The sequence below is a fragment of the Fulvimarina fulva genome (assembly GCF_039652615.1).
Taxonomy (GTDB): domain Bacteria; phylum Pseudomonadota; class Alphaproteobacteria; order Rhizobiales; family Rhizobiaceae; genus Fulvimarina.
On the sequence record NZ_JBDJAC010000008.1, the window covers coordinates 148,525 to 165,585 of the forward strand.

A 17,061-nucleotide genomic window follows, 5' to 3' on the forward strand; every position below is an offset into this window, starting at 1 on the left:
CCGGCTGGTTTCAGCTCTTTCCGCTTTCCAGAAGGTCGGGTCGCCGCTCTCGGGTGATGCGTTCGGCCTCGGCGCGGCGCCATTTCTCGACCGCGCCATGATCGCCGGAGGTCAGCACCGTTGGTATCGCGCGGCCCTCCCATTCGGAGGGGCGGGTATAGTGGGGATGCTCCAAGAGCCCGCCTTCGAAGCTTTCATGGGTGCCGGACTGCTGGTTGCCCATGACGCCGGGCAGGAGCCGGACGACCGCATCGAGAAGGGTAAGGGCTGCCATTTCGCCGCCTGACAACACGTAGTCGCCGATCGAAACCTCGGTCAGATTGCGCGCCTCGATCACGCGCTCGTCGACGCCTTCGAAGCGGCCGCATAAAATCAGTGCGCCTTCGCCTTCCGCAAGCTCGCGCACGAGAGATTGCGTCAGAGTGCGACCACGTGGGCTCATCATCAGGCGAGGGCGCGTGTCACTGTCATCGCTTGCCGCATCGATCGCATCGGCAACGACATCCGCGCGCATGACCATGCCCGCGCCGCCGCCGGCGGGCGTATCGTCGACCGCACGATGCCGCCCGCGCCCGAATTCGCGGATTTGTCTCGCTTCCAGCGACCAGTCGCCGCGCTCCAGCGCCCGGCCCGCGAGCGAAAGGCCAAGGGGGCCGGGAAACATGTCCGGATAAAGGGTCAGGATGGTCGCGCGGAAGGTCATGGGTTCGGGCTTAGTCGACTGGACGCATTCTGCAAACAGCAAAGTCGAAGCGACGCGAACGCCGCGCCTTGTCGGGCCTGCGGCCTTTGCGTGCGGGCCGGGTCCGGTTCGATCGGCGGATCGCTTCTTGATCGCAGGTCTTTGCGATGGCTTTCCGCGCAGGTTGACGTATCTATCGAAGGGCGAGAACGCTCCCGCCACGAATCATCAGAATTCGGGCGTGGCGGCGCGCTCGTTCCATCAGTGCTCTGGGAGGAAACATGGGCGCGCTCAACATACTGGTCTTTCTCGGTTTTACCGCGATCGTCGGCATCCTGTCCTATGTCTGGACAAGAGGCACCGACGAAAACGATTCCGACGGCTATTTCCTGGGTGGCCGTTCGCTGACCGCGCCGGTCATCTGCGGATCGCTGCTTTTGACGAACCTCTCCACCGAGCAGATCGTCGGCCTCAACGGCCAGGCCTTCTCGGATGGCATTCTCGTCATGGCATGGGAAACGCTCGCCGCGATCGCCATGGTCGTGACCGCGCTGGTGCTCCTGCCGCGCTATCTCTACGGCGGCATCGCGACGATCCCGTCCTTCCTCGAAGACCGCTACGACAATACCACGAAGACCATCGTCTCGGCGCTATTTCTGGCCGGCTACGTCGTCGTGCTTCTGCCCATCGTGCTTTATTCGGGCGCTCTCGCGCTCTCGACCATGTTCGAGGTTCCACAGCTTCTCGGCGTCGGCGAAACCGCCGCTCTGTGGATCACGGTTTGGGCAATCGGCATCATCGGTTCTATCTACGCGATTTTCGGCGGCCTGAAAGCTGTCGCGGTGTCCGATACGATCAACGCCTTGGGCCTCTTCACCGGCGGGCTTCTGGTTCCGATCTTCGGGCTACTGGTCGTCGGCGACGGCTCGATCACTGAAGGTCTGTCGACACTCTGGACCGAGCATCCGGAAAAATTCGATGCGATCGGCGGCCCGGATTCCTCCATTCCCTTCGCGACGATCTTCACCGGCATGATGCTGGTGCAGCTGTTCTACTGGGGCACCAATCAGGCGATCATCCAGCGCGCCCTCGGCGCGAAAAATCTGAAAGAGGGGCAGAAGGGCCTTCTTTACGCAGCGGTCTTCAAGATCCTCGGGCCTATCATCGTCGTCCTGCCGGGCATCATCGCCTTCCACCTCTTCCCCGATCTCGATACGCCGGATCAGGCCTATCCCCGACTGGTGACGGAAGTGCTGCCCTTCTATCTCGTCGGCTTCTTCGCGGCCGTGCTTTTCGGCGCGATCCTGTCCTCGTTCAACTCGGCGCTGAACTCCTCGGTGACGCTCTTCGGCATCGACATCTACCGGCAATACATCAAGACCGATGCGAGCGACCGGCAGGTGGTCCAGGCCGGCAAGTATTTCGGTATCGTGCTCGCCATCGCCGCGATGACGATCGCACCTTTCATCGCCAATGCGCCGCAGGGGCTGTTCGGTTATCTGCAGGAGGTAAACGGCTGCTACTCGATCCCGATCCTGACGATCATTCTCGTCGGCATCTTTACCAAGCGCGTGCCGCCCATCGCGGCCAAGATCGCTCTTGCCTCGGGCGTCATCCTCTACATGCTCAGCCAGTTCGGACTGAAGTTCATCATCGGCGAGGACAACTATCCGCACTTCCTGCACGTGATGGCGATCCTCTTCGTCCTCAACGTCATCATCATGCTGGTGATCGGGAAGATGAAGCCGCGCGAGAACGATTATATCGCCTTCGAAAGCGGGGCGGTGGAGATGAACCCGTGGAATCTTGCCTGGCCCGTTGGCATCGCCGTGGTGGCGGTCGTTGCCTCGACCTATGTGATCTTCACCTGAGATCGGCGCCGGTCTTCCCGGACAATTCGGAAGGGCCAATGAAGAAGACCGCAGGAAGCGCAAGGCTTGCTGCGGTCTTTCAGTGTCGTGAGCCCGTCATCGGGATGTCTGTCTCAAGGCAGGTTTCCCAGCCCGTCCGCCGCGCGGCTCGAAGATCACTCAACGGTGCGGGAGCGCGACTGTGACTGTTCGCGGAGCGACTGTTCGAGGCGCGGGCTGCGATTGCCGGCTTCACGGGCAAGCTCGGAGAAAAAGGAGCGGAGGCGAGAGCCTAAGGATTGGGTCATGGTCTGAACCTTTCGGTTTGAGGTCGTTGTGTTCGATGCGTCGTCGATCGATCCAGGCGATCGAACAGGCAGTCAGCGCGGGCGCTTTTCGCGCAGGGTGCGGGACTGGCGGGGGGCTGCGATGCTCGATGCGTTGGCAAGTTCCATGAAGAAGGAACCGAGGCGATTACGGATTGTCTTGGGCTGTCCGGTCATTCTGAATATCTCCATTTTGTTGATTTATATTTAGGCGCTTTAGAGGCGGTTGAGAACTGCCGCTAAGCGAAGTCTTCGATGCGCTGAGTGCAAGGCTCTGGACGCGGCCATCGCAAGATTTGCGCCAGCGGCGTCGGCCGGCTCCGGGGCCGGGCACAACGCCGATCGCAGGAGCCTTATTTGCCGTGCCGCGCGCGCATCTGCTCAAGACGCTCGGCACGCAGCGCATGCTCGCGCGAGACGCTTTCGAAGCCGCGGATGATGCGTTTCAGGATGGATGGACGCTGATTGCCGGTCATGGTTTTCCCTCTCTTGCTGCAATGCAACATGATGATCCGGCGCAGGAAGGAGAAGGCGCATCAATCGAAAGCACCCATGCGCTGGCTGCGATGCTTTGCGTGCGCGCCGCTAACGGATTTTTTAGCTCTCGGCTGTCGGCATGAAAAAGCCCGCATCCGAGGCCGGATACGGGCTTGTCGAAATCGGGTGTGGCGTGGTCGGGCTTGTACCGCTTTACGACGGGATTGACCCTTCGGGCCGATCCACGTCCAGCAACGGGATCGGCCGCCGCTCTGGCTTGCCGCGGACACCCGAAAGCGATGCCTTCATATGTCCGCCGGTATCAGGCCGCCGGCCGCTTGGTGATCTTCACCGGGATCGATTTCGCAGCCGGCACATGCGCTCGACGCGAATGATGCCAGAGCGGGATAAGCGCGTTCAGCTCCGGGAAGTAACCGGCACAATCGCCAGCTGGAATGCTCCAGGCATGCACCCGATAATCTTCCACCTTTCGCGAAACGCCGTCATCGGCCACAGTCTCGATATCGATCCTGTCGTCATCGGTGATGCCCAGCCGCTTCATGTCCTGGGCGTTCATCAGGATGATCATGCGGGTGCCATGGACCCCTCGCAGGCGGTCGTCATAGCCATAGACAGATGTGTTGAACTGATCGTTGGAGCGAACGGTCATCAGCTTGAAGACATCCGGCGACGAGGTGTCGATGTCCGGATCCACGTCGAAACTCTCCGGCGTCAAGAAGTTCGCCTTGCCATTTTCGGTCCGCCATTCGCGCTTCGATGCACCGATATCGCGGTGGAAGCCGCCCGGCTGGCGGAAACGCTCGTTGAACTGGTGGAAGTCGTCTGGATAGGCCCGCTCGATGGCGTCGCGCACCTTGGAATAGTCGGCGACCCACTCATCCCATGGCACGCTGGACTTGCCGGCAATGGTCGCCTTGGCGAGTTCGGCGGTGATCTTCGCTTCGGAGAGAAGCTCCTTGGAAGCCGGCTCGGTCTTGCCGAACGAAGCGTGGATACAGGCCGTGGAGTCCTCGATCGAAACGGTCTGGTCGACGCCGTTCTGGGTATCGCGCTCGATCCGCCCGAGGCAGGGCAGGATATAGGTGTTCTTCGCGGCGAGCAGATGGTTTCGGTTGAGCTTGGTGGAGATCTGCACGTTGAGGCGCATGTTGCGCCAGGCCTTCTCGATGGCGGCCGTCTCCGGCACGGCGCGGGAGAAGTTGCCGCCGAGGCAGACGAAGCCTCTCACCGATCCGTCGAGAATACCCTCGCAGGCTTCGACCGTATCGAGGCCTTTTTCCTTCGGCACGGTGAAGTCGTAGAAGCTCTCGAATTTCTCGACCGGGATCAGGTCCGGCTTTTCCGTGATGCCGACGGTGCGCTGGCCCTGGACGTTGGAATGGCCGCGGATCGGCGAGATGCCAGCACCTTTCTTTCCCATCATGCCGCGCATGAGAAGCAGGTTGCACAGCATATGGACGTTTTCGATGCCGTGCCGGTGCTGGGTGAGGCCCATGCCGTAATTGCCGATGACCCGTTCAGCCTTGGAATAGACCCGTCCGGCGTGCTCGAGGTCCGCGCGTGTCAGTCCCGAGCAGCGCTCGATGTCACCCCAGTCGGCATCCCTGACATATGTCTCGAAAGCTTCAAATCCATGGCAGTGTTCTTCGATGAACCCGGAATCGAGGGCGCGCGGTTTGCCGGTGTTCTTGGCCGCATCGTCAATGGCGAAGACGGCCTTGGCGATGCCTGTCATCGCCGCGATGTCGCCGCCGCCCTTGAGCTGATAATAATCGCTGGACATCTTCGTGCCCTCGTCGGGCGAGAGCATTTCCAGCGGATGCTGCGGGCTTTTGAACCGCACCAGCCCGCGTTCCTGAAGCGGATTGAACGTGATCACCGGCGCGCCGCGCTTGCGCGCTTCCTGAACCCAGTGAAGCAGACGCGGTGCATTGGTGCCGGTGTTGTGCCCGAAGAAGAACATCATGTCGCAGGCGTCGAAGTCTTCGAGCGTCACCGTGCCCACGGGCGAGCCGATGGATTCGGGAAGGCCGACCGAGGTCGACTCGTGGCACATGTTCGAAGAGTCCGGCAGATTGTTCGAGCCATAGATGCGGGCGAAGAGCTGCCACATGTGGGAGGTTTCGAGGGAGGCGCGGCCCGAGACGTAGAAGACGACGGACTTCGGGTCCATGTCGTTGAGCTCCGCGCCGATTTCCTTGAATGCGGTTTCCCATTTGACCGGGATATACTGATCGAGTGTCGCATCATATTTGAGCGGCGTCGTCAGCCGGCCCTGCTTTTCGAGATCGTGATCCGTCCATTCGAGGAGTTCGGAGACCGTGTGGGTCCTGAAGAACTCGCGATCGCAGCGTTTCGGCGTGATTTCCCAAAGCGTCGCCTTGACGCCGTTCTCGCAATATTCGAACGCCCTCGGTTCGGCGGGCTTGCCCCAGGAACAGGAGACGCACTGATAGCCGCCGGTCTTGTTCTGCCGTTCCAGCGTCGCCCAGACGGTGGAAGTCAGCAGGCCTTCCTGAGCAGATTTGTCGACGAGCGATTTGACCGATCCCCAACCGCCGGCGGGGTGATCATAGGGCTCGATGGTCGGTTTGTCGGTGTTTTCGCTGCGATCCATGGAAATGTCGCTCCTCGTCATTCTTGGCCGCAATATCTAAGGGAATAACTCGACCTGACGAGATAACGCGCCAGAGAAGATCCGGTTCGGACAGGACGAGCGCCACGGTCGTCGGTCGGCTGGCACACAAAGCCGCTATCTATCGCTCGACCTTAAGTCTGCGTCCGGACCTGAGGAGAGGCGCGATCTTCGTCATGTCCCGGGGAGCGATCGCGATACAGCCTTCCGTCGGCGGATAGCCGGGCTTTGCGATATGAAAGAAGATGGCGCTGCCGCGATGGCGTATGCGCGAGCGGATGTTCCAGTCGAGGATCACGACGAAATCGTAGAGCCTATCCTTGCGGGCCATCGATTCTGTGCTGGCGGGAAATGGCAGGCGGACCGGTCGATTATAGGCGGCATGGCGCGCCGCGTCGCACCAGCCATCGGTGGTTCGTATCGGCTGGATCGGCAAGACGGTCCGTGGCCTTGGCATCCGCCAATGCCGATGCCGCGCCGAAAGAAGGGCCATTTGGGCGACCGGTGTTGCGCCATCACCCTCCCGCTTGAAAATTGTCGTGGATGATCGGCCCAGCGCGCATTGTATTCTGTAAGGCCCGGCAGCAAGAATACCGCGTTGAGGGGAAAGTGGCGAACGACGGGCAATCAGCGACATACTGTTTTTTACGCGCGTGTCGATTTCGTTTGTCAAGCACGAGTATATATCTATGTGACATGAGAGTTTGACCATCGGGACGACGTTCGGCCCGAGACAGCCTTGATGAAAGACGCATGAATCAGCGTACCATTCTCATCGTAGACGATGACGACGACCTGCGGCAAACCCTCGCAGAGCAATTGGCCTTGCATGAGGAATTCAGCGTTAGCCAGGAAGCCTCCGCCACCAAGGGCATACAGGCCGCTCGCGCCGGCGTGATCGACCTTCTGGTCATCGATATCGGTCTGCCGGACATGGATGGCCGCGAGGCGGTGAAGCTCCTGCGCAAGGGCGGATTCAAGTCTCCGATCATCATCCTTACCGGGCAGGATGCGGACGCGGACACGATCCTCGGGCTCGAGGCCGGCGCGAACGATTATGTGACCAAGCCGTTCCGCTTCGCCGTCCTGCTTGCGCGCATTCGCGCCCAGCTGCGCCAGCACGAGCAGAGCGAGGACGCGACCTTCCAGATCGGGCCTTACGTCTTCAAGCCGAGCCAGAAGCTGCTCGTCGACGAGAAGGGCACGAAGATCCGGTTGACCGAGAAGGAGACTGCGATCATCCGCTTTCTCTACAGGGCGGATCGGGGTGTCATCACGCGCGACGTTCTGCTCGAAGAGGTCTGGGGCTACAATTCCGGTGTTACGACCCATACGCTGGAGACCCATGTCTATCGTCTGCGCCAGAAGATCGAGCCCGACCCGTCCAATGCACGGTTGCTCGTCACGGAGTCGGGTGGCTACAAGCTGGTTCCCTGACATCCGCGATAGGGAGGATCGGCGGTGAGCCTCAAAAGCGATATCGCGATCCTTCGCAGCGTGACCCTGTTCGACGATCTCGACGACGACGCCCTGCGCCTGCTTGCGTTCGGTGCCGAACACAGGCGCTTTCCCGAAGGCGATACGATCTTTCGCGAGGCGGCGATCGCCGATGCCGGCTTCGTCGTCGCGGACGGCACGGTCGTTCTGTCCACCGGCAAGCCGGACGATCCGAGGATCGTCGGCGCTTATGGCCCCGGAACCTTGCTGGGCGAAATGGCGCTGATCACCGACACGCGCCGACCGGCGACGGCTCGTGCCGAGACGCAATGCGATCTTTTACGGATCGGCCGTGCGCATTTCAGGCGGCTTCTGGAGGAGTATCCGCACTTCGCCGCCGGGCTCGAGGCCCGGCTGCGCGATCGGTTCGTCCAGATGACGCGGCAACTCGCGGCACTGGAAACCCGGTTCATCGACTGAAGACGCTTTATACTGCCGAGCAGCTGAATTGACCCTTGGGCCAATTCTCGGCTGAAGGATGGCTCAACCGCCGTTCAGGCCGCCACGGATCGGAGCGCGTCGCAGATGTCGTCGACGACTTCTTCGACCATCTGCGGATCGTCCCCTTCCGCCATGACGCGGATCAACGGCTCGGTGCCGGACGGGCGGATGACCAGACGGCCGGAATTGCCGAGGCGCGAGCGGCCGGTCTCGATGACGGTCTTGACCTCGTCCTTTTCCAGAGGCGTTCCGCTGCCGAAGCGTACATTCTTCAAGAACTGGGGCACGGGCTCGAAGCGCCGGCACACCTCCGAGACGCGTCCGCCCCGATGTTTGACCACGGCCATGACCTGCAGGGCCGAAATCAGGCCGTCGCCGGTCGTGCCGTAATCCGACAGGACGATATGGCCAGACTGTTCGCCGCCGACATTGTAGCCGTGTTCGCGCATATGCTCGACGACATAGCGATCGCCGACCTTGGTGCGCGCAAGCAGCAGGTTCTGGGCTTCGAGGAAGCGTTCGAGGCCGAGATTTGACATGATGGTGGCGACAATGCCGCCCGCAGCGAGTCGTCCGTCGTCGTTCCAGCTTTCGGCGATCACCGCCATCAGCTGGTCTCCGTCGACGATCTCGCCCCGTTCGTCGACGATGAGGACGCGGTCCGCGTCACCGTCGAGGGCGATGCCGATATCGGCCCGCACTTCCTTAACCTTGGCAATGAGGGCGTTCGGCGAGGTAGAGCCGCAGTCGCGGTTGATGTTCGTGCCGTCGGGGTCCGTACCGATCTCGACGACGTCGCCGCCGAGTTCCCAGAGAACTTTCGGTGCGACGTCGTAACCGGCGCCATTGGCGCAGTCGATCGCGATGCGCAGGCCGTCGAAGGAAATTTCGCGCGGCAGGGTGCGCTTGGCGAACTCGATATAGCGGTCGTGCACGCCGTCGATACGGGTCGCCCGGCCCATGCCCGCGCCGGTCGGCATGCGGTTCGTGAGGTCCTGGTCGAGCAGCGCCTCGATCTGCGCCTCGATCTGATCGGAAAGCTTGTAGCCGTCCGGGCCGAACAGCTTGATGCCGTTGTCTTCGAACGGGTTGTGTGAGGCCGAGATCATCACGCCGATATCGGCCCGCAGCGAACGCGTCAGCATGGCGACGGCCGGCGTCGGCATGGGGCCGAGCAGGAACACGTCCATTCCGGCGGCGGTGAAGCCGGCCACCATGGCATTTTCCAGCATGTAGGAGGAGCGGCGCGTATCCTTGCCGATGACGACGCGGTGGCGATGATTGCCGCGGTGGAAGACGAGGCCGGCGGCCATGCCCACCTTCAGCGCGATCTCCGGCGTCATCGGAAAGCGGTTGGCTTTTCCGCGAATGCCGTCCGTGCCGAAATACCGTCGCGTCATCGTCGTCTCCGAAGTCCTGTTACCGCGGGTGCAGGGTGCTCGTGGCCCCACATGATCGTGGTGCCACATCAAGAGGCACATTGCGCCATTTGCTTGGCGGCCGGCCGTATCCGCAGCGGTTTCGCCAAATCTGTGGGATTTCTAGCACGTTCGCCAGAAGCGCCGCGCGTCTTTCAGGGCGTGTGGTGAATCAGGTCGGATAGGGCGGATCAGGCTTGGCATCCTGTCGGACGCGCCCTGTCAGATGCGGCCGGTCTGGCCGCGATGCCTCAGAAAGTGGTCGGCGATGGCGCAAGCGACCATCGCCTCGCCGATCGGCACGGCGCGAATACCGACGCAAGGGTCGTGACGCCCCTTGGTGACGACCTCGATCTCATTGCCGTCCCGGTCGATCGACCGCCGCGGTGTGAGGATCGAGGAGGTGGGTTTCACGGCAAAACGCGCGATGATCGGTGCGCCCGTGGAAATGCCGCCCAGGATGCCGCCGGCGTGATTGGCCTCAAACACGGGCGTTCCGTCGGGCCCCATGCGCATCTCATCCGCGTTCTCGGTGCCACAAAGCGAAGCAGAGGCGAACCCGTCGCCGATCTCGACACCCTTGACCGCGTTGATCGACATGAGGCCTGCCGCGATATCCGTATCGAGCTTGGCATAGAGCGGCGCACCGAGCCCCGCCGGGACGTTTTCGGCGACGACCTCGATGATGGCGCCGACGCTGTCATGTCTCTTGCGCATCTCGTCGAGATAGTCCTCGAAGACCGGGATCGAGCCGGCATCGGGCGTAAAGAACGGATTGTCCTCGCGTTCGATGACGGACCAGTCCCAGGCATCGCGGTTGATCTTCCTGTCGCCGATCTGGACGATGGCGCCGCGTACCTTCATCTGCGGCACGATCTTGCGCGCAATGGCGCCGGCCGCAACGCGCATCGCCGTCTCGCGGGCCGAAGAGCGCCCCCCGCCGCGAAAATCGCGCAGACCGTATTTCACATCATAGGCGTAATCGGCATGGCCCGGCCGGTACTGCTTGGCGATATCGCCATAATCCTTCGAGCGCTGATCGACATTGTCGATGTGGAGCGCGATGGGCGTGCCGGTGGAGATCATGACGTCCGGATCGGCCTCGTCGGCGATGACGCCCGAAAGCACCGAGACTTCGTCCGGCTCGCGGCGCTGGGTGACGAAGCGCGAGGAGCCCGGGCGCCGGCGGTCGAGCTCGTTCTGGATGTCAAGAAGTGTGAACCGCAGTCCGGGCGGGCAGCCGTCGATCGTGGCGCCGATCGCGGGGCCGTGACTTTCGCCCCAGGTCGTGACGCGGAAAAGGTGCCCGAAGGTATTATGCGACATGGTTAATGCGATCCGAAATCCCGGTGCGCCAAGCGCTTGGCGCATGTTGAACAGCCCGTCTATGGCAGGGTGCCCGTCAGCGTCAAACGGGACTCACGAATTCGTCACGGTGCCATACGCGGAAATGCCATAATCGCACCCCCATCTGACGATCAGTGGCGCTAGCACTGGCAAGGCCGGCGAGACCGATGAATATGGGGATATTCCGAGGTCTTGCTTCACTTGCGAAAGTCCAATGAGGCAGGCGTTTGCCGATCGGGTCTTTCGTCTGGCGAACGATTGGGGCGCCTTGCGCTCGAAGTGTTGAAGAGGTGGGTTCATGTCACGACGTATCGTCGCTTTTTTCGCAAGTTCGTTCCTGTGTGTCGCAATGACCATTCCGGCCAGCGCGATCGAGACGGACGGTTTCGTTCTGGAAGTCAACGAAGAGTCCGAGCAGTTGCAGCTCTCCGACGGCCGGACCTATGATTTGCCGAAGAATTTCGACTATGGCGCGATCGCGCCCGGCATGCCGGTGCATGTGATCTACGACGAAGCCAGCGGCCACAACGTCTATCCGTTCTCGGCCTGATTAAACGCGCATGACGCGCTGCTCTCATGCCGACGAATCTTTGAAACCATCGGTTTCATGTGCCTTCGGCAGCCCGAGCGGCGTTTGAGCCGATCGCCGGGCGTGAATTGACCCAAAGGATCAATTCATTCGTCCGGCGGTATCCCACGACGCCCGGCTGAAGAAGTCGGGCCTCGTTTTCATGCTAGCAATGCGCTTGAAAATTATGGAAATCCGACATCGCGAAGCGATCCATCGGATGTCCATATCAAAGCCAGCGTGTTCCGTAGCGGTCGAAGGTCAGGATGCGATCCTGTGGTACGATCGTCATCGCCGCGTCCTGCTCGGACAGCTTTCCATATTCCCGCAGGACGGCGCGGCTGACCCCGCCATGGGAGACCAGGATCGTCTTGGGCGTCAGTTCGGCGAGAAGCGGGCGGATGCGAACAAGTAGTTCGGCATAGGACTCTGCCGTCGCGCCGGGACAGCGATAATTCCATTTGTCGGCGTCCCGGTCTTCGATCGCCTTAGGGTCGCTCTCGCCGACCTCCTCCAGCGTCGATCCCTCCCAGTCGCCATAGCTGACTTCGACAAGCCGCTCGTCGGTTTCGAAATCGTCCACATCAAGACGAAGTTCGTTCCGAATGATCCGCGTCGTTTCCTGAGCTCGTCCGAGGGGGGAGGCGATAAATCGATATTCGCTGGCGCCAGCGCCGAGGATATTGCGGAAATAGGTGCCGTTTCGTTTCGCCTGCACCCGTCCAAGCTCGTTCAGCGGTATATCGCGGCGCCCCTGAAGGCGCTCTTCGGCATTATAGTCCGTCTGCCCGTGGCGGCAGAAGTAGACATTCTCGACGATCATCGCTCGCGGGTGCCCTGGTCTCGTTGCAGTGAGCGCCTTTAAACGCCAAAAGGTCTTGTCTCTACTCGTCCTTGACGACCGAGATGTCCGGCGCGTCGACCGCCTTCATGCCAACCGTGTGATAACCCGAATCGACATGGTGGACCTCGCCCGTCACGCCTTTCGACATGTCGGAAAGCAGATAGAGCGCCGACTGGCCAACCTCTTCGGTCGTGACCGTGCGCTTCAGCGGCGAGTTGTACTCGTTCCACTTCAGGATATAGCGGAAATCGCCGATGCCGGAGGCTGCCAGCGTCTTGATAGGGCCTGCGGAAATCGCGTTGACCCGGATCTTCTGATTGCCGAGATCGACCGCCAGATAGCGCACCGAGGCTTCCAATGCGGCTTTCGCGACGCCCATCACGTTATAATGCGGCATCACCTTCTCGGCGCCGTAATAGGTCAGCGTCAGCATGGAGCCGCCATCGCTCATCAGCCTCTGCGCGCGCGCGGCGAGCGAGGTGAACGAATAGACCGAGATATCCATGGTCGAAAGGAAGTTCGAACGGCTCGTATGGATGTAGCGGCCGGTCAGTTCAGCCTTGTTCGAATAGGCGACGGCGTGGACGAAGAAGTCGATCTTGCCCCATTTTTCCGAAAGATGATCGAAGATCGCGTCGACGCTTTCGTCGTCGCCGACATCGCAATGGCCGGCGACATAAGCGCCGAGTTCGGAGGCAAGCGGTTCCACGCGCTTCTTCAGCGCATCGTTCTGATAGGTGAGGGCAATTTCGGCGCCCTGTTCGGCGAGCGCCTTCGCAATTCCGTAAGCGATCGACCGGTTGTTGGCGATGCCCATGATCAAGCCTCGCTTACCACTCATGAGACCGGTCATCTGGGTCATTACGCCTCTCCTTGCCCGCGCACCATCGCAGGATCGTCTATCGGTTGTTGGGGAGGGTATGGCACAGGCCCGCTAGCCCTTCAAGAAACGGCGGCGAATGGGGCGTACACCGTTTATTGCAACTGTTTCGAAGAGGTGCGCGAGGTTTGGCTAGCCTGAAGGTAAAGCCAGACTGTCTCGATGGCCGGTCAGGCCGCATGGTGGAGCAAAGCTCGCTCATGCAGCCTGTTCAGGTTTCGAACGTTGAAAGCACCGGCTTCGTCGAGAAAGCCATGCGGGCGGGTTATTCCGCCATCGGTTCCTTGGAAAACTCGCGTTCCAGAACCTCGCGGAGGGGATCGTCCTTGCCCGGCAAAGCAATTCGCGTGGTGATCAGGAGATCGTTCCGCGTGCCGATCTTCGTCGTCAGGCCCTTGCCCTTGAGCCGGAAGGTGCGGCCCGAATCGGTCCAGGCAGGGATCGTGAGGTTGACCCTGCCTTCCAGCGTATCGACGCCGACCTTACCGCCAGTGACTGCCGTCTGGAGGGGCACCGAGACATCGGCGCGAAGGTCACGTCCATCGATGCGGAAGCGCTCGTGCGGCAGGATCTTGATGCGAACGAGTGCGTCGCCCGACTGGCCGTGGGGGCCGGGCGCCGGCTGACCCTGGCCGCGAAGCCGGATCTGCTGGCCGTCCTCGACACCGTCGGGAAGCTTGATCGCCAGCCGCTTGCCGCTCGAAAATTCGACCTCGATCTTCTTGTCGGCAACGACGTCCTCGAGCGAGACCGTCAGCGAGGCTTCGATGTCCGCTCCCTTGCGGGATGCTTCGCGCGCAGCCGAAAATCCGCCGCCGGCAGGGCCCGCACCCGGCCCCGCGCCGGGACGCTTTGCGCCGCCCGCGCCGCCGAAGGCCGATGAGAAGAAGTCGGAGAAGATCGTTTCGGCGTCGAACTGCGAGCCCGCGCCGCGAGACGACGAGAAGTCGAATCCGCTCTGGTCGGCACCTGGTCTCGTGCGCGAGCCGAAAGGGCTCGCGCCGCCGCCAAATCCGCCGCCGCCGAAACCCTGGAATTTCGGCTTGCCGTCAGCGTCGATCTCGCCGCGATCGAACTGGCCGCGCTTTTCCTTGTCGCCGAGAATTTCATAAGCCTGATTGGCTTCGTTGAACCGGGACGCCGCTGTCTTGTCGTCGGGATGGGCGTCCGGGTGATACTTCTTGGCGAGCTTACGGAAAGCGGATTTGATCTCCTTCTCACTCGCCGATTTCGAAACACCGAGTACGGAGTAGGGATCGCGCATCGCGCTCTTCGTCCTTGTTCAGATGGATATCGATCGGCCGGTCAATGACGGCCCATTGGTTCACATGTCGGTCATATGGGTTGAGAAGAATGCCATTCAAAGGGTGTGCCCGCCATCTTCGCGGCAAGACTCGAAGCTGAAAAGACGCACTTTTGCGAATGGCACCGAAACGACTATCTCATGGCGCGAACGGGCCGATCAGGAGATAATGAGCGATGGCTGAGAAGAACGTTGAGCGTCTGGGCGATGTCAGGCTCGGCGGCGAGCCGGTTGACGACGATCCGTTTGCGCTGTTTGCAAAATGGCTTGCTGCGGCGGAGGCGTCGGAGGTCAACGATGCCAATGCCCTGTCCCTTGCCACGGTTTTTCCGGATGGCCAGCCGGATGTGCGAATCGTGCTTCTGAAAGATTTCGACGAGCGGGGTTTCGTCTTCTATACCAATTTTGAAAGCGCGAAGGGGCAGCAGATCCTCGGCTCCCTGCGTGCCGCCATGGCGTTTCACTGGAAATCCCAGCGGCGTCAGGTGCGGGTGAGGGGCACTGTCGAGGTGGTGTCCGACGAAGAAGCCGACGCGTATTACCATTCGCGCCCGCGCGGCAGCCGTATCGGTGCCTGGGCCTCCCGGCAGTCGCGCCCGCTGGAAAGCCGCGAGGCACTGGAAGCCCGTGTGATGGAACTGCAAGAGCAATATGGCGAGGGTGATATTCCGCGCCCGCCGCACTGGTCGGGGTTTCGGCTCGTTCCGGTGGCAATCGAGTTCTGGCAGGACGGCGAGTATCGTCTTCACGACCGGGCGCTTTATGAGCGGGCGAACCCGGATGCACCCTGGGTGATCACGCGTCTTTCTCCGTAACCGCGTGACCGTTGATCCGCGATCGACGGCGAGGCGGCTTTCCGTGGTGATGCCCGTACTGAACGAGGCGGAGACGATCGCCTCGACCTTGCGGGAAACGCGCCACGCCTGCCCAGGCGCTGAGATTATCGTCGTTGATGGCGGCAGCGCCGATGAAACGCTGAGCCTGGCGCGCTGTCTCGCAGACAGGGTCTTGTCGTCCGGGGCCGGCCGGGCGCGGCAGATGAATGCCGGGGCCGAGGACGCTTCGGGCGAGGTGCTCCTGTTTCTTCATGCCGACACGCGAGTGCCAGCGAGCGCCGAAACCGAGATTTTCGAGGCACTCGCGCATGGGCCCGAATGGGGCCGCTTCGATGTGCGGATCGAAGGGCGGCCGAAGATCCTGGCGTTGGTCGGTCGTCTGATGAACCTGCGCTCGCGGCTGACCGGCGTTGCGACGGGCGATCAGGCCATGTTCGTCAAAAAGACGACGTTCACGAGAGTCGGCGGATTTGCGGAGATGCCGCTGATGGAGGACATCGCGCTTTCGAAACGGCTGCGGCGCATCTCGCGCCCGGCTTGCCTCCGCTCGAAAGTCACGACATCCGGCCGTCGCTGGGAGGCGAACGGCCCGATGCGCACGATCCTTACGATGTGGCTCCTGCGGCTCGCCTATGTCTGCGGTGTCCCGCCGAAACGCCTTGCCGAACTCTATGCCCGGCTGAAGTCCCGCTGAGCCTGCCTGTCCGGCCGCTACCGGACACCGCAGGTCCTTGTCCGATCGAGCCGCAGTCGCGCCGTTTCTTCGGCAAGGGTCGCGGGAAGCCCGATATCCCTGCGCTGCCAGTCCGGCATCTCATCCATGATAAGCTGCACGGCCTGCCGCTGGCGTTCGATGCGACGCATGCGCACGAACTGGCTCAACATTTCCATTGGTCGAAACATCCTGGCCTCCTTGCGCCCCGGTCTCAGGGGGCATTGCTTTCGATTGACCGGAAGCTAGGAGGCCGCTAATATTCAATCAAACGAATTGTTTAGATGGTAAATTCAATGAATTTGAATATACAAGCGCAGGACGTGACATCGACAACGCCGCTCCTCGACATCGATCTTCTGAAGAGCTTCGCCGCGATCATCGACGAGGGGAGCTTTTCGGCGGCGGCGGAAAGGGTGGGACGCTCGCCCTCGGCGATTTCCATGCAGATCAAGCGGTTGGAGGAGATGACCGGCGCGGAGCTTCTGAAGCGCGATGCCCGCTCCGTTCGGCTCACGAGCGAGGGGGAGATCCTGCTCGGCTTCGCCCGCCAGTTTCTCGAACTCAACAGAAAGGCCATCGGCGCGCTCGGCCGTCCCGAACTGGAAGGGCAGATCCATCTCGGTCTCCCCGACGATTACGGTGAGACGGTGCTTCCCTACATGCTGCGCCATTTCTCCGAACGCTATCCATCGGTGGTCATCGACGTGACCATGCAGAACACGCGCGAATTGCTTGAGCTGTTCGACCGGGGCAGACTGGACGTCGCGGTGTTCTCCTTCGACGAGCAGGGCACGAACGCGGTGGGGGCGGAGTGCCTGTTCACCGATCCTCTCGTCTGGATCGGCGCGCGCGGTGGCACCGCGCATCTGCGCGATCCGTTGCCGCTTTCCATGTGGGACGAAAGCTGCATATGGCGGCGATCGGCTGTGGCGGCCCTTGAGAGCGTCGGCCGGCCGTGGCGTGTCGCCTATACCTGCGCCCATACGCCCGGCCAGCGCGCTGCCGTTCGCGCCGGCATCGCGATCGCGCCGGTTTCGCGGATCTTCGCCGGTGACGATGTCCGCATTCTGGGTGAAGCTGATGGCTTGCCGACGATGGCGAACTATTCGATCGGCATGAAGCTGCGCGCGGAGCCGTCCGAACAGGCCAAGGCGATCGCCGAGCATCTGCGCGCGTTCTTCCACGACCTGCGCGAGAAACGGTAAAAGCGGTTGGCCCGCT

General features: G+C 61.7%; 18 protein-coding genes. 8 read left to right on the forward strand and 10 right to left on the reverse strand.

Going from position 1 to position 17,061, the window contains the following annotated elements; translation table 11 throughout:
• Nucleotides 1-10: 10 nt before the first annotated feature.
• Complete coding sequence (gene trmD, locus ABDX79_RS12795; RefSeq protein ID WP_346220680.1) at nt 11-703, reverse strand: tRNA (guanosine(37)-N1)-methyltransferase TrmD; 693 nt, start codon at nt 701-703, stop codon at nt 11-13.
• A gap of 260 nt (nt 704-963) precedes the next feature.
• Between trmD and ABDX79_RS12800 the strand changes: the two genes are divergently transcribed.
• A complete protein-coding gene (locus ABDX79_RS12800; protein WP_346220681.1) occupies nt 964-2,553 on the forward strand; it encodes a solute:sodium symporter family transporter in 1,590 nt (529 codons plus the stop codon).
• Nucleotides 2,554-2,912: 359 nt separating this feature from the next.
• Here ABDX79_RS12800 and ABDX79_RS12805 read toward each other — a convergent pair whose 3' ends face one another.
• On the reverse strand, nt 2,913-3,035 hold the full coding sequence (locus tag ABDX79_RS12805) for a hypothetical protein (protein WP_346220682.1): 123 nt from the start codon (nt 3,033-3,035) through the stop codon (nt 2,913-2,915).
• A 185-nt stretch (nt 3,036-3,220) separates the two neighbouring features.
• Between ABDX79_RS12805 and ABDX79_RS12810 the strand changes: the two genes are divergently transcribed.
• On the forward strand, nt 3,221-3,478 hold the full coding sequence (locus tag ABDX79_RS12810) for a hypothetical protein (RefSeq protein ID WP_346220683.1): 258 nt from the start codon (nt 3,221-3,223) through the stop codon (nt 3,476-3,478).
• Between the two features lie 179 nt (nt 3,479-3,657).
• On the opposite strand, the gene ABDX79_RS12815 is transcribed toward ABDX79_RS12810, so the two are convergent.
• Nucleotides 3,658-5,973 (reverse strand): FdhF/YdeP family oxidoreductase, encoded by a 2,316-nt coding sequence (locus ABDX79_RS12815; protein WP_346220684.1) that lies wholly within the window; start codon nt 5,971-5,973, stop codon nt 3,658-3,660.
• Between the two features lie 139 nt (nt 5,974-6,112).
• Nucleotides 6,113-6,703 (reverse strand): L,D-transpeptidase family protein, encoded by a 591-nt coding sequence (locus tag ABDX79_RS12820; protein ID WP_346220685.1) that lies wholly within the window; start codon nt 6,701-6,703, stop codon nt 6,113-6,115.
• Nucleotides 6,704-6,744: 41 nt separating this feature from the next.
• On the opposite strand from ABDX79_RS12820, the gene ABDX79_RS12825 reads away from it, so the two are divergent.
• Together ABDX79_RS12825 and ABDX79_RS12830 are read left to right on the forward strand one after the other, a co-directional pair.
• The gene (locus ABDX79_RS12825; RefSeq protein WP_346220686.1) at nt 6,745-7,428 is read left to right on the forward strand and encodes a response regulator transcription factor; all 684 of its coding nucleotides are present in this window, start codon (nt 6,745-6,747) and stop codon (nt 7,426-7,428) included.
• Nucleotides 7,429-7,452: 24 nt separating this feature from the next.
• On the forward strand, nt 7,453-7,908 hold the full coding sequence (locus tag ABDX79_RS12830; RefSeq protein ID WP_346220687.1) for a cyclic nucleotide-binding domain-containing protein: 456 nt from the start codon (nt 7,453-7,455) through the stop codon (nt 7,906-7,908).
• A 74-nt stretch (nt 7,909-7,982) separates the two neighbouring features.
• Here the strand turns inward: ABDX79_RS12830 and glmM are convergent, their stop codons facing one another.
• Nucleotides 7,983-9,329, reverse strand: a complete 1,347-nt coding sequence (gene glmM, locus ABDX79_RS12835; RefSeq protein WP_346220688.1) for a phosphoglucosamine mutase — start codon at nt 9,327-9,329, stop codon at nt 7,983-7,985.
• A gap of 240 nt (nt 9,330-9,569) precedes the next feature.
• The gene (gene aroC / locus ABDX79_RS12840; RefSeq protein ID WP_346220689.1) at nt 9,570-10,673 is read right to left on the reverse strand and encodes a chorismate synthase; all 1,104 of its coding nucleotides are present in this window, start codon (nt 10,671-10,673) and stop codon (nt 9,570-9,572) included.
• A gap of 319 nt (nt 10,674-10,992) precedes the next feature.
• Here aroC and ABDX79_RS12845 point away from each other — a divergent pair, with 319 nt between their 5' ends.
• The gene (locus ABDX79_RS12845) at nt 10,993-11,244 is read left to right on the forward strand and encodes a DUF1344 domain-containing protein (RefSeq protein ID WP_463671166.1); all 252 of its coding nucleotides are present in this window, start codon (nt 10,993-10,995) and stop codon (nt 11,242-11,244) included.
• 247 nt (nt 11,245-11,491) lie between these two features.
• Here the strand turns inward: ABDX79_RS12845 and ABDX79_RS12850 are convergent, their stop codons facing one another.
• The 3 genes from ABDX79_RS12850 to ABDX79_RS12860 all read right to left on the reverse strand — a co-directional run bounded on the left by ABDX79_RS12850 (nt 11,492) and on the right by ABDX79_RS12860 (nt 14,250).
• Nucleotides 11,492-12,085 carry a histidine phosphatase family protein gene (locus ABDX79_RS12850; RefSeq protein WP_346220690.1) on the reverse strand — a complete coding sequence of 198 codons (594 nt, stop codon included), beginning with the start codon at nt 12,083-12,085 and terminating at the stop codon, nt 11,492-11,494.
• 61 nt (nt 12,086-12,146) lie between these two features.
• Nucleotides 12,147-12,968 carry an enoyl-ACP reductase FabI gene (gene fabI / locus ABDX79_RS12855; RefSeq protein WP_346220691.1) on the reverse strand — a complete coding sequence of 274 codons (822 nt, stop codon included), beginning with the start codon at nt 12,966-12,968 and terminating at the stop codon, nt 12,147-12,149.
• A gap of 283 nt (nt 12,969-13,251) precedes the next feature.
• On the reverse strand, nt 13,252-14,250 hold the full coding sequence (locus ABDX79_RS12860; protein WP_346220692.1) for a J domain-containing protein: 999 nt from the start codon (nt 14,248-14,250) through the stop codon (nt 13,252-13,254).
• A 215-nt stretch (nt 14,251-14,465) separates the two neighbouring features.
• Here ABDX79_RS12860 and pdxH point away from each other — a divergent pair, with 215 nt between their 5' ends.
• Nucleotides 14,466-15,104, forward strand: a complete 639-nt coding sequence (pdxH, locus tag ABDX79_RS12865) for a pyridoxamine 5'-phosphate oxidase (RefSeq protein WP_346220693.1) — start codon at nt 14,466-14,468, stop codon at nt 15,102-15,104.
• A gap of 49 nt (nt 15,105-15,153) precedes the next feature.
• Nucleotides 15,154-15,819: a TIGR04283 family arsenosugar biosynthesis glycosyltransferase gene (locus tag ABDX79_RS12870; RefSeq protein WP_346220694.1), complete on the forward strand. Its 666-nt coding sequence runs from the start codon at nt 15,154-15,156 to the stop codon at nt 15,817-15,819.
• Between the two features lie 17 nt (nt 15,820-15,836).
• Here ABDX79_RS12870 and ABDX79_RS12875 read toward each other — a convergent pair whose 3' ends face one another.
• Nucleotides 15,837-16,028, reverse strand: coding sequence for a hypothetical protein (locus tag ABDX79_RS12875; protein ID WP_346220695.1), 192 nt, complete (start codon nt 16,026-16,028; stop codon nt 15,837-15,839).
• Between the two features lie 132 nt (nt 16,029-16,160).
• Between ABDX79_RS12875 and ABDX79_RS12880 the strand changes: the two genes are divergently transcribed.
• A complete protein-coding gene (locus ABDX79_RS12880) occupies nt 16,161-17,045 on the forward strand; it encodes a LysR substrate-binding domain-containing protein (protein WP_346220696.1) in 885 nt (294 codons plus the stop codon).
• Nucleotides 17,046-17,061: the final 16 nt, after the last annotated feature.

Coding starts and splice junctions, on each gene's coding strand:
- trmD (WP_346220680.1), bottom strand. CDS start 703: ATGACCTTCCGCGCGACCATCCTGACCCTTTATCCGGACATGTTTCCC.
- ABDX79_RS12800 (WP_346220681.1), top strand. CDS start 964: ATGGGCGCGCTCAACATACTGGTCTTTCTCGGTTTTACCGCGATCGTC.
- ABDX79_RS12805 (WP_346220682.1), bottom strand. CDS start 3,035: ATGACCGGACAGCCCAAGACAATCCGTAATCGCCTCGGTTCCTTCTTC.
- ABDX79_RS12815 (WP_346220684.1), bottom strand. CDS start 5,973: ATGGATCGCAGCGAAAACACCGACAAACCGACCATCGAGCCCTATGAT.
- ABDX79_RS12820 (WP_346220685.1), bottom strand. CDS start 6,703: ATGGTCAAACTCTCATGTCACATAGATATATACTCGTGCTTGACAAAC.
- ABDX79_RS12825 (WP_346220686.1), top strand. CDS start 6,745: ATGAATCAGCGTACCATTCTCATCGTAGACGATGACGACGACCTGCGG.
- glmM (WP_346220688.1), bottom strand. CDS start 9,329: ATGACGCGACGGTATTTCGGCACGGACGGCATTCGCGGAAAAGCCAAC.
- aroC (WP_346220689.1), bottom strand. CDS start 10,673: ATGTCGCATAATACCTTCGGGCACCTTTTCCGCGTCACGACCTGGGGC.
- ABDX79_RS12845 (WP_463671166.1), top strand. CDS start 10,993: ATGTCACGACGTATCGTCGCTTTTTTCGCAAGTTCGTTCCTGTGTGTC.
- ABDX79_RS12850 (WP_346220690.1), bottom strand. CDS start 12,085: ATGATCGTCGAGAATGTCTACTTCTGCCGCCACGGGCAGACGGACTAT.
- fabI (WP_346220691.1), bottom strand. CDS start 12,968: ATGACCCAGATGACCGGTCTCATGAGTGGTAAGCGAGGCTTGATCATG.
- ABDX79_RS12860 (WP_346220692.1), bottom strand. CDS start 14,250: ATGCGCGATCCCTACTCCGTACTCGGTGTTTCGAAATCGGCGAGTGAG.
- pdxH (WP_346220693.1), top strand. CDS start 14,466: ATGGCTGAGAAGAACGTTGAGCGTCTGGGCGATGTCAGGCTCGGCGGC.
- ABDX79_RS12870 (WP_346220694.1), top strand. CDS start 15,154: ATGCCCGTACTGAACGAGGCGGAGACGATCGCCTCGACCTTGCGGGAA.
- ABDX79_RS12875 (WP_346220695.1), bottom strand. CDS start 16,028: ATGTTTCGACCAATGGAAATGTTGAGCCAGTTCGTGCGCATGCGTCGC.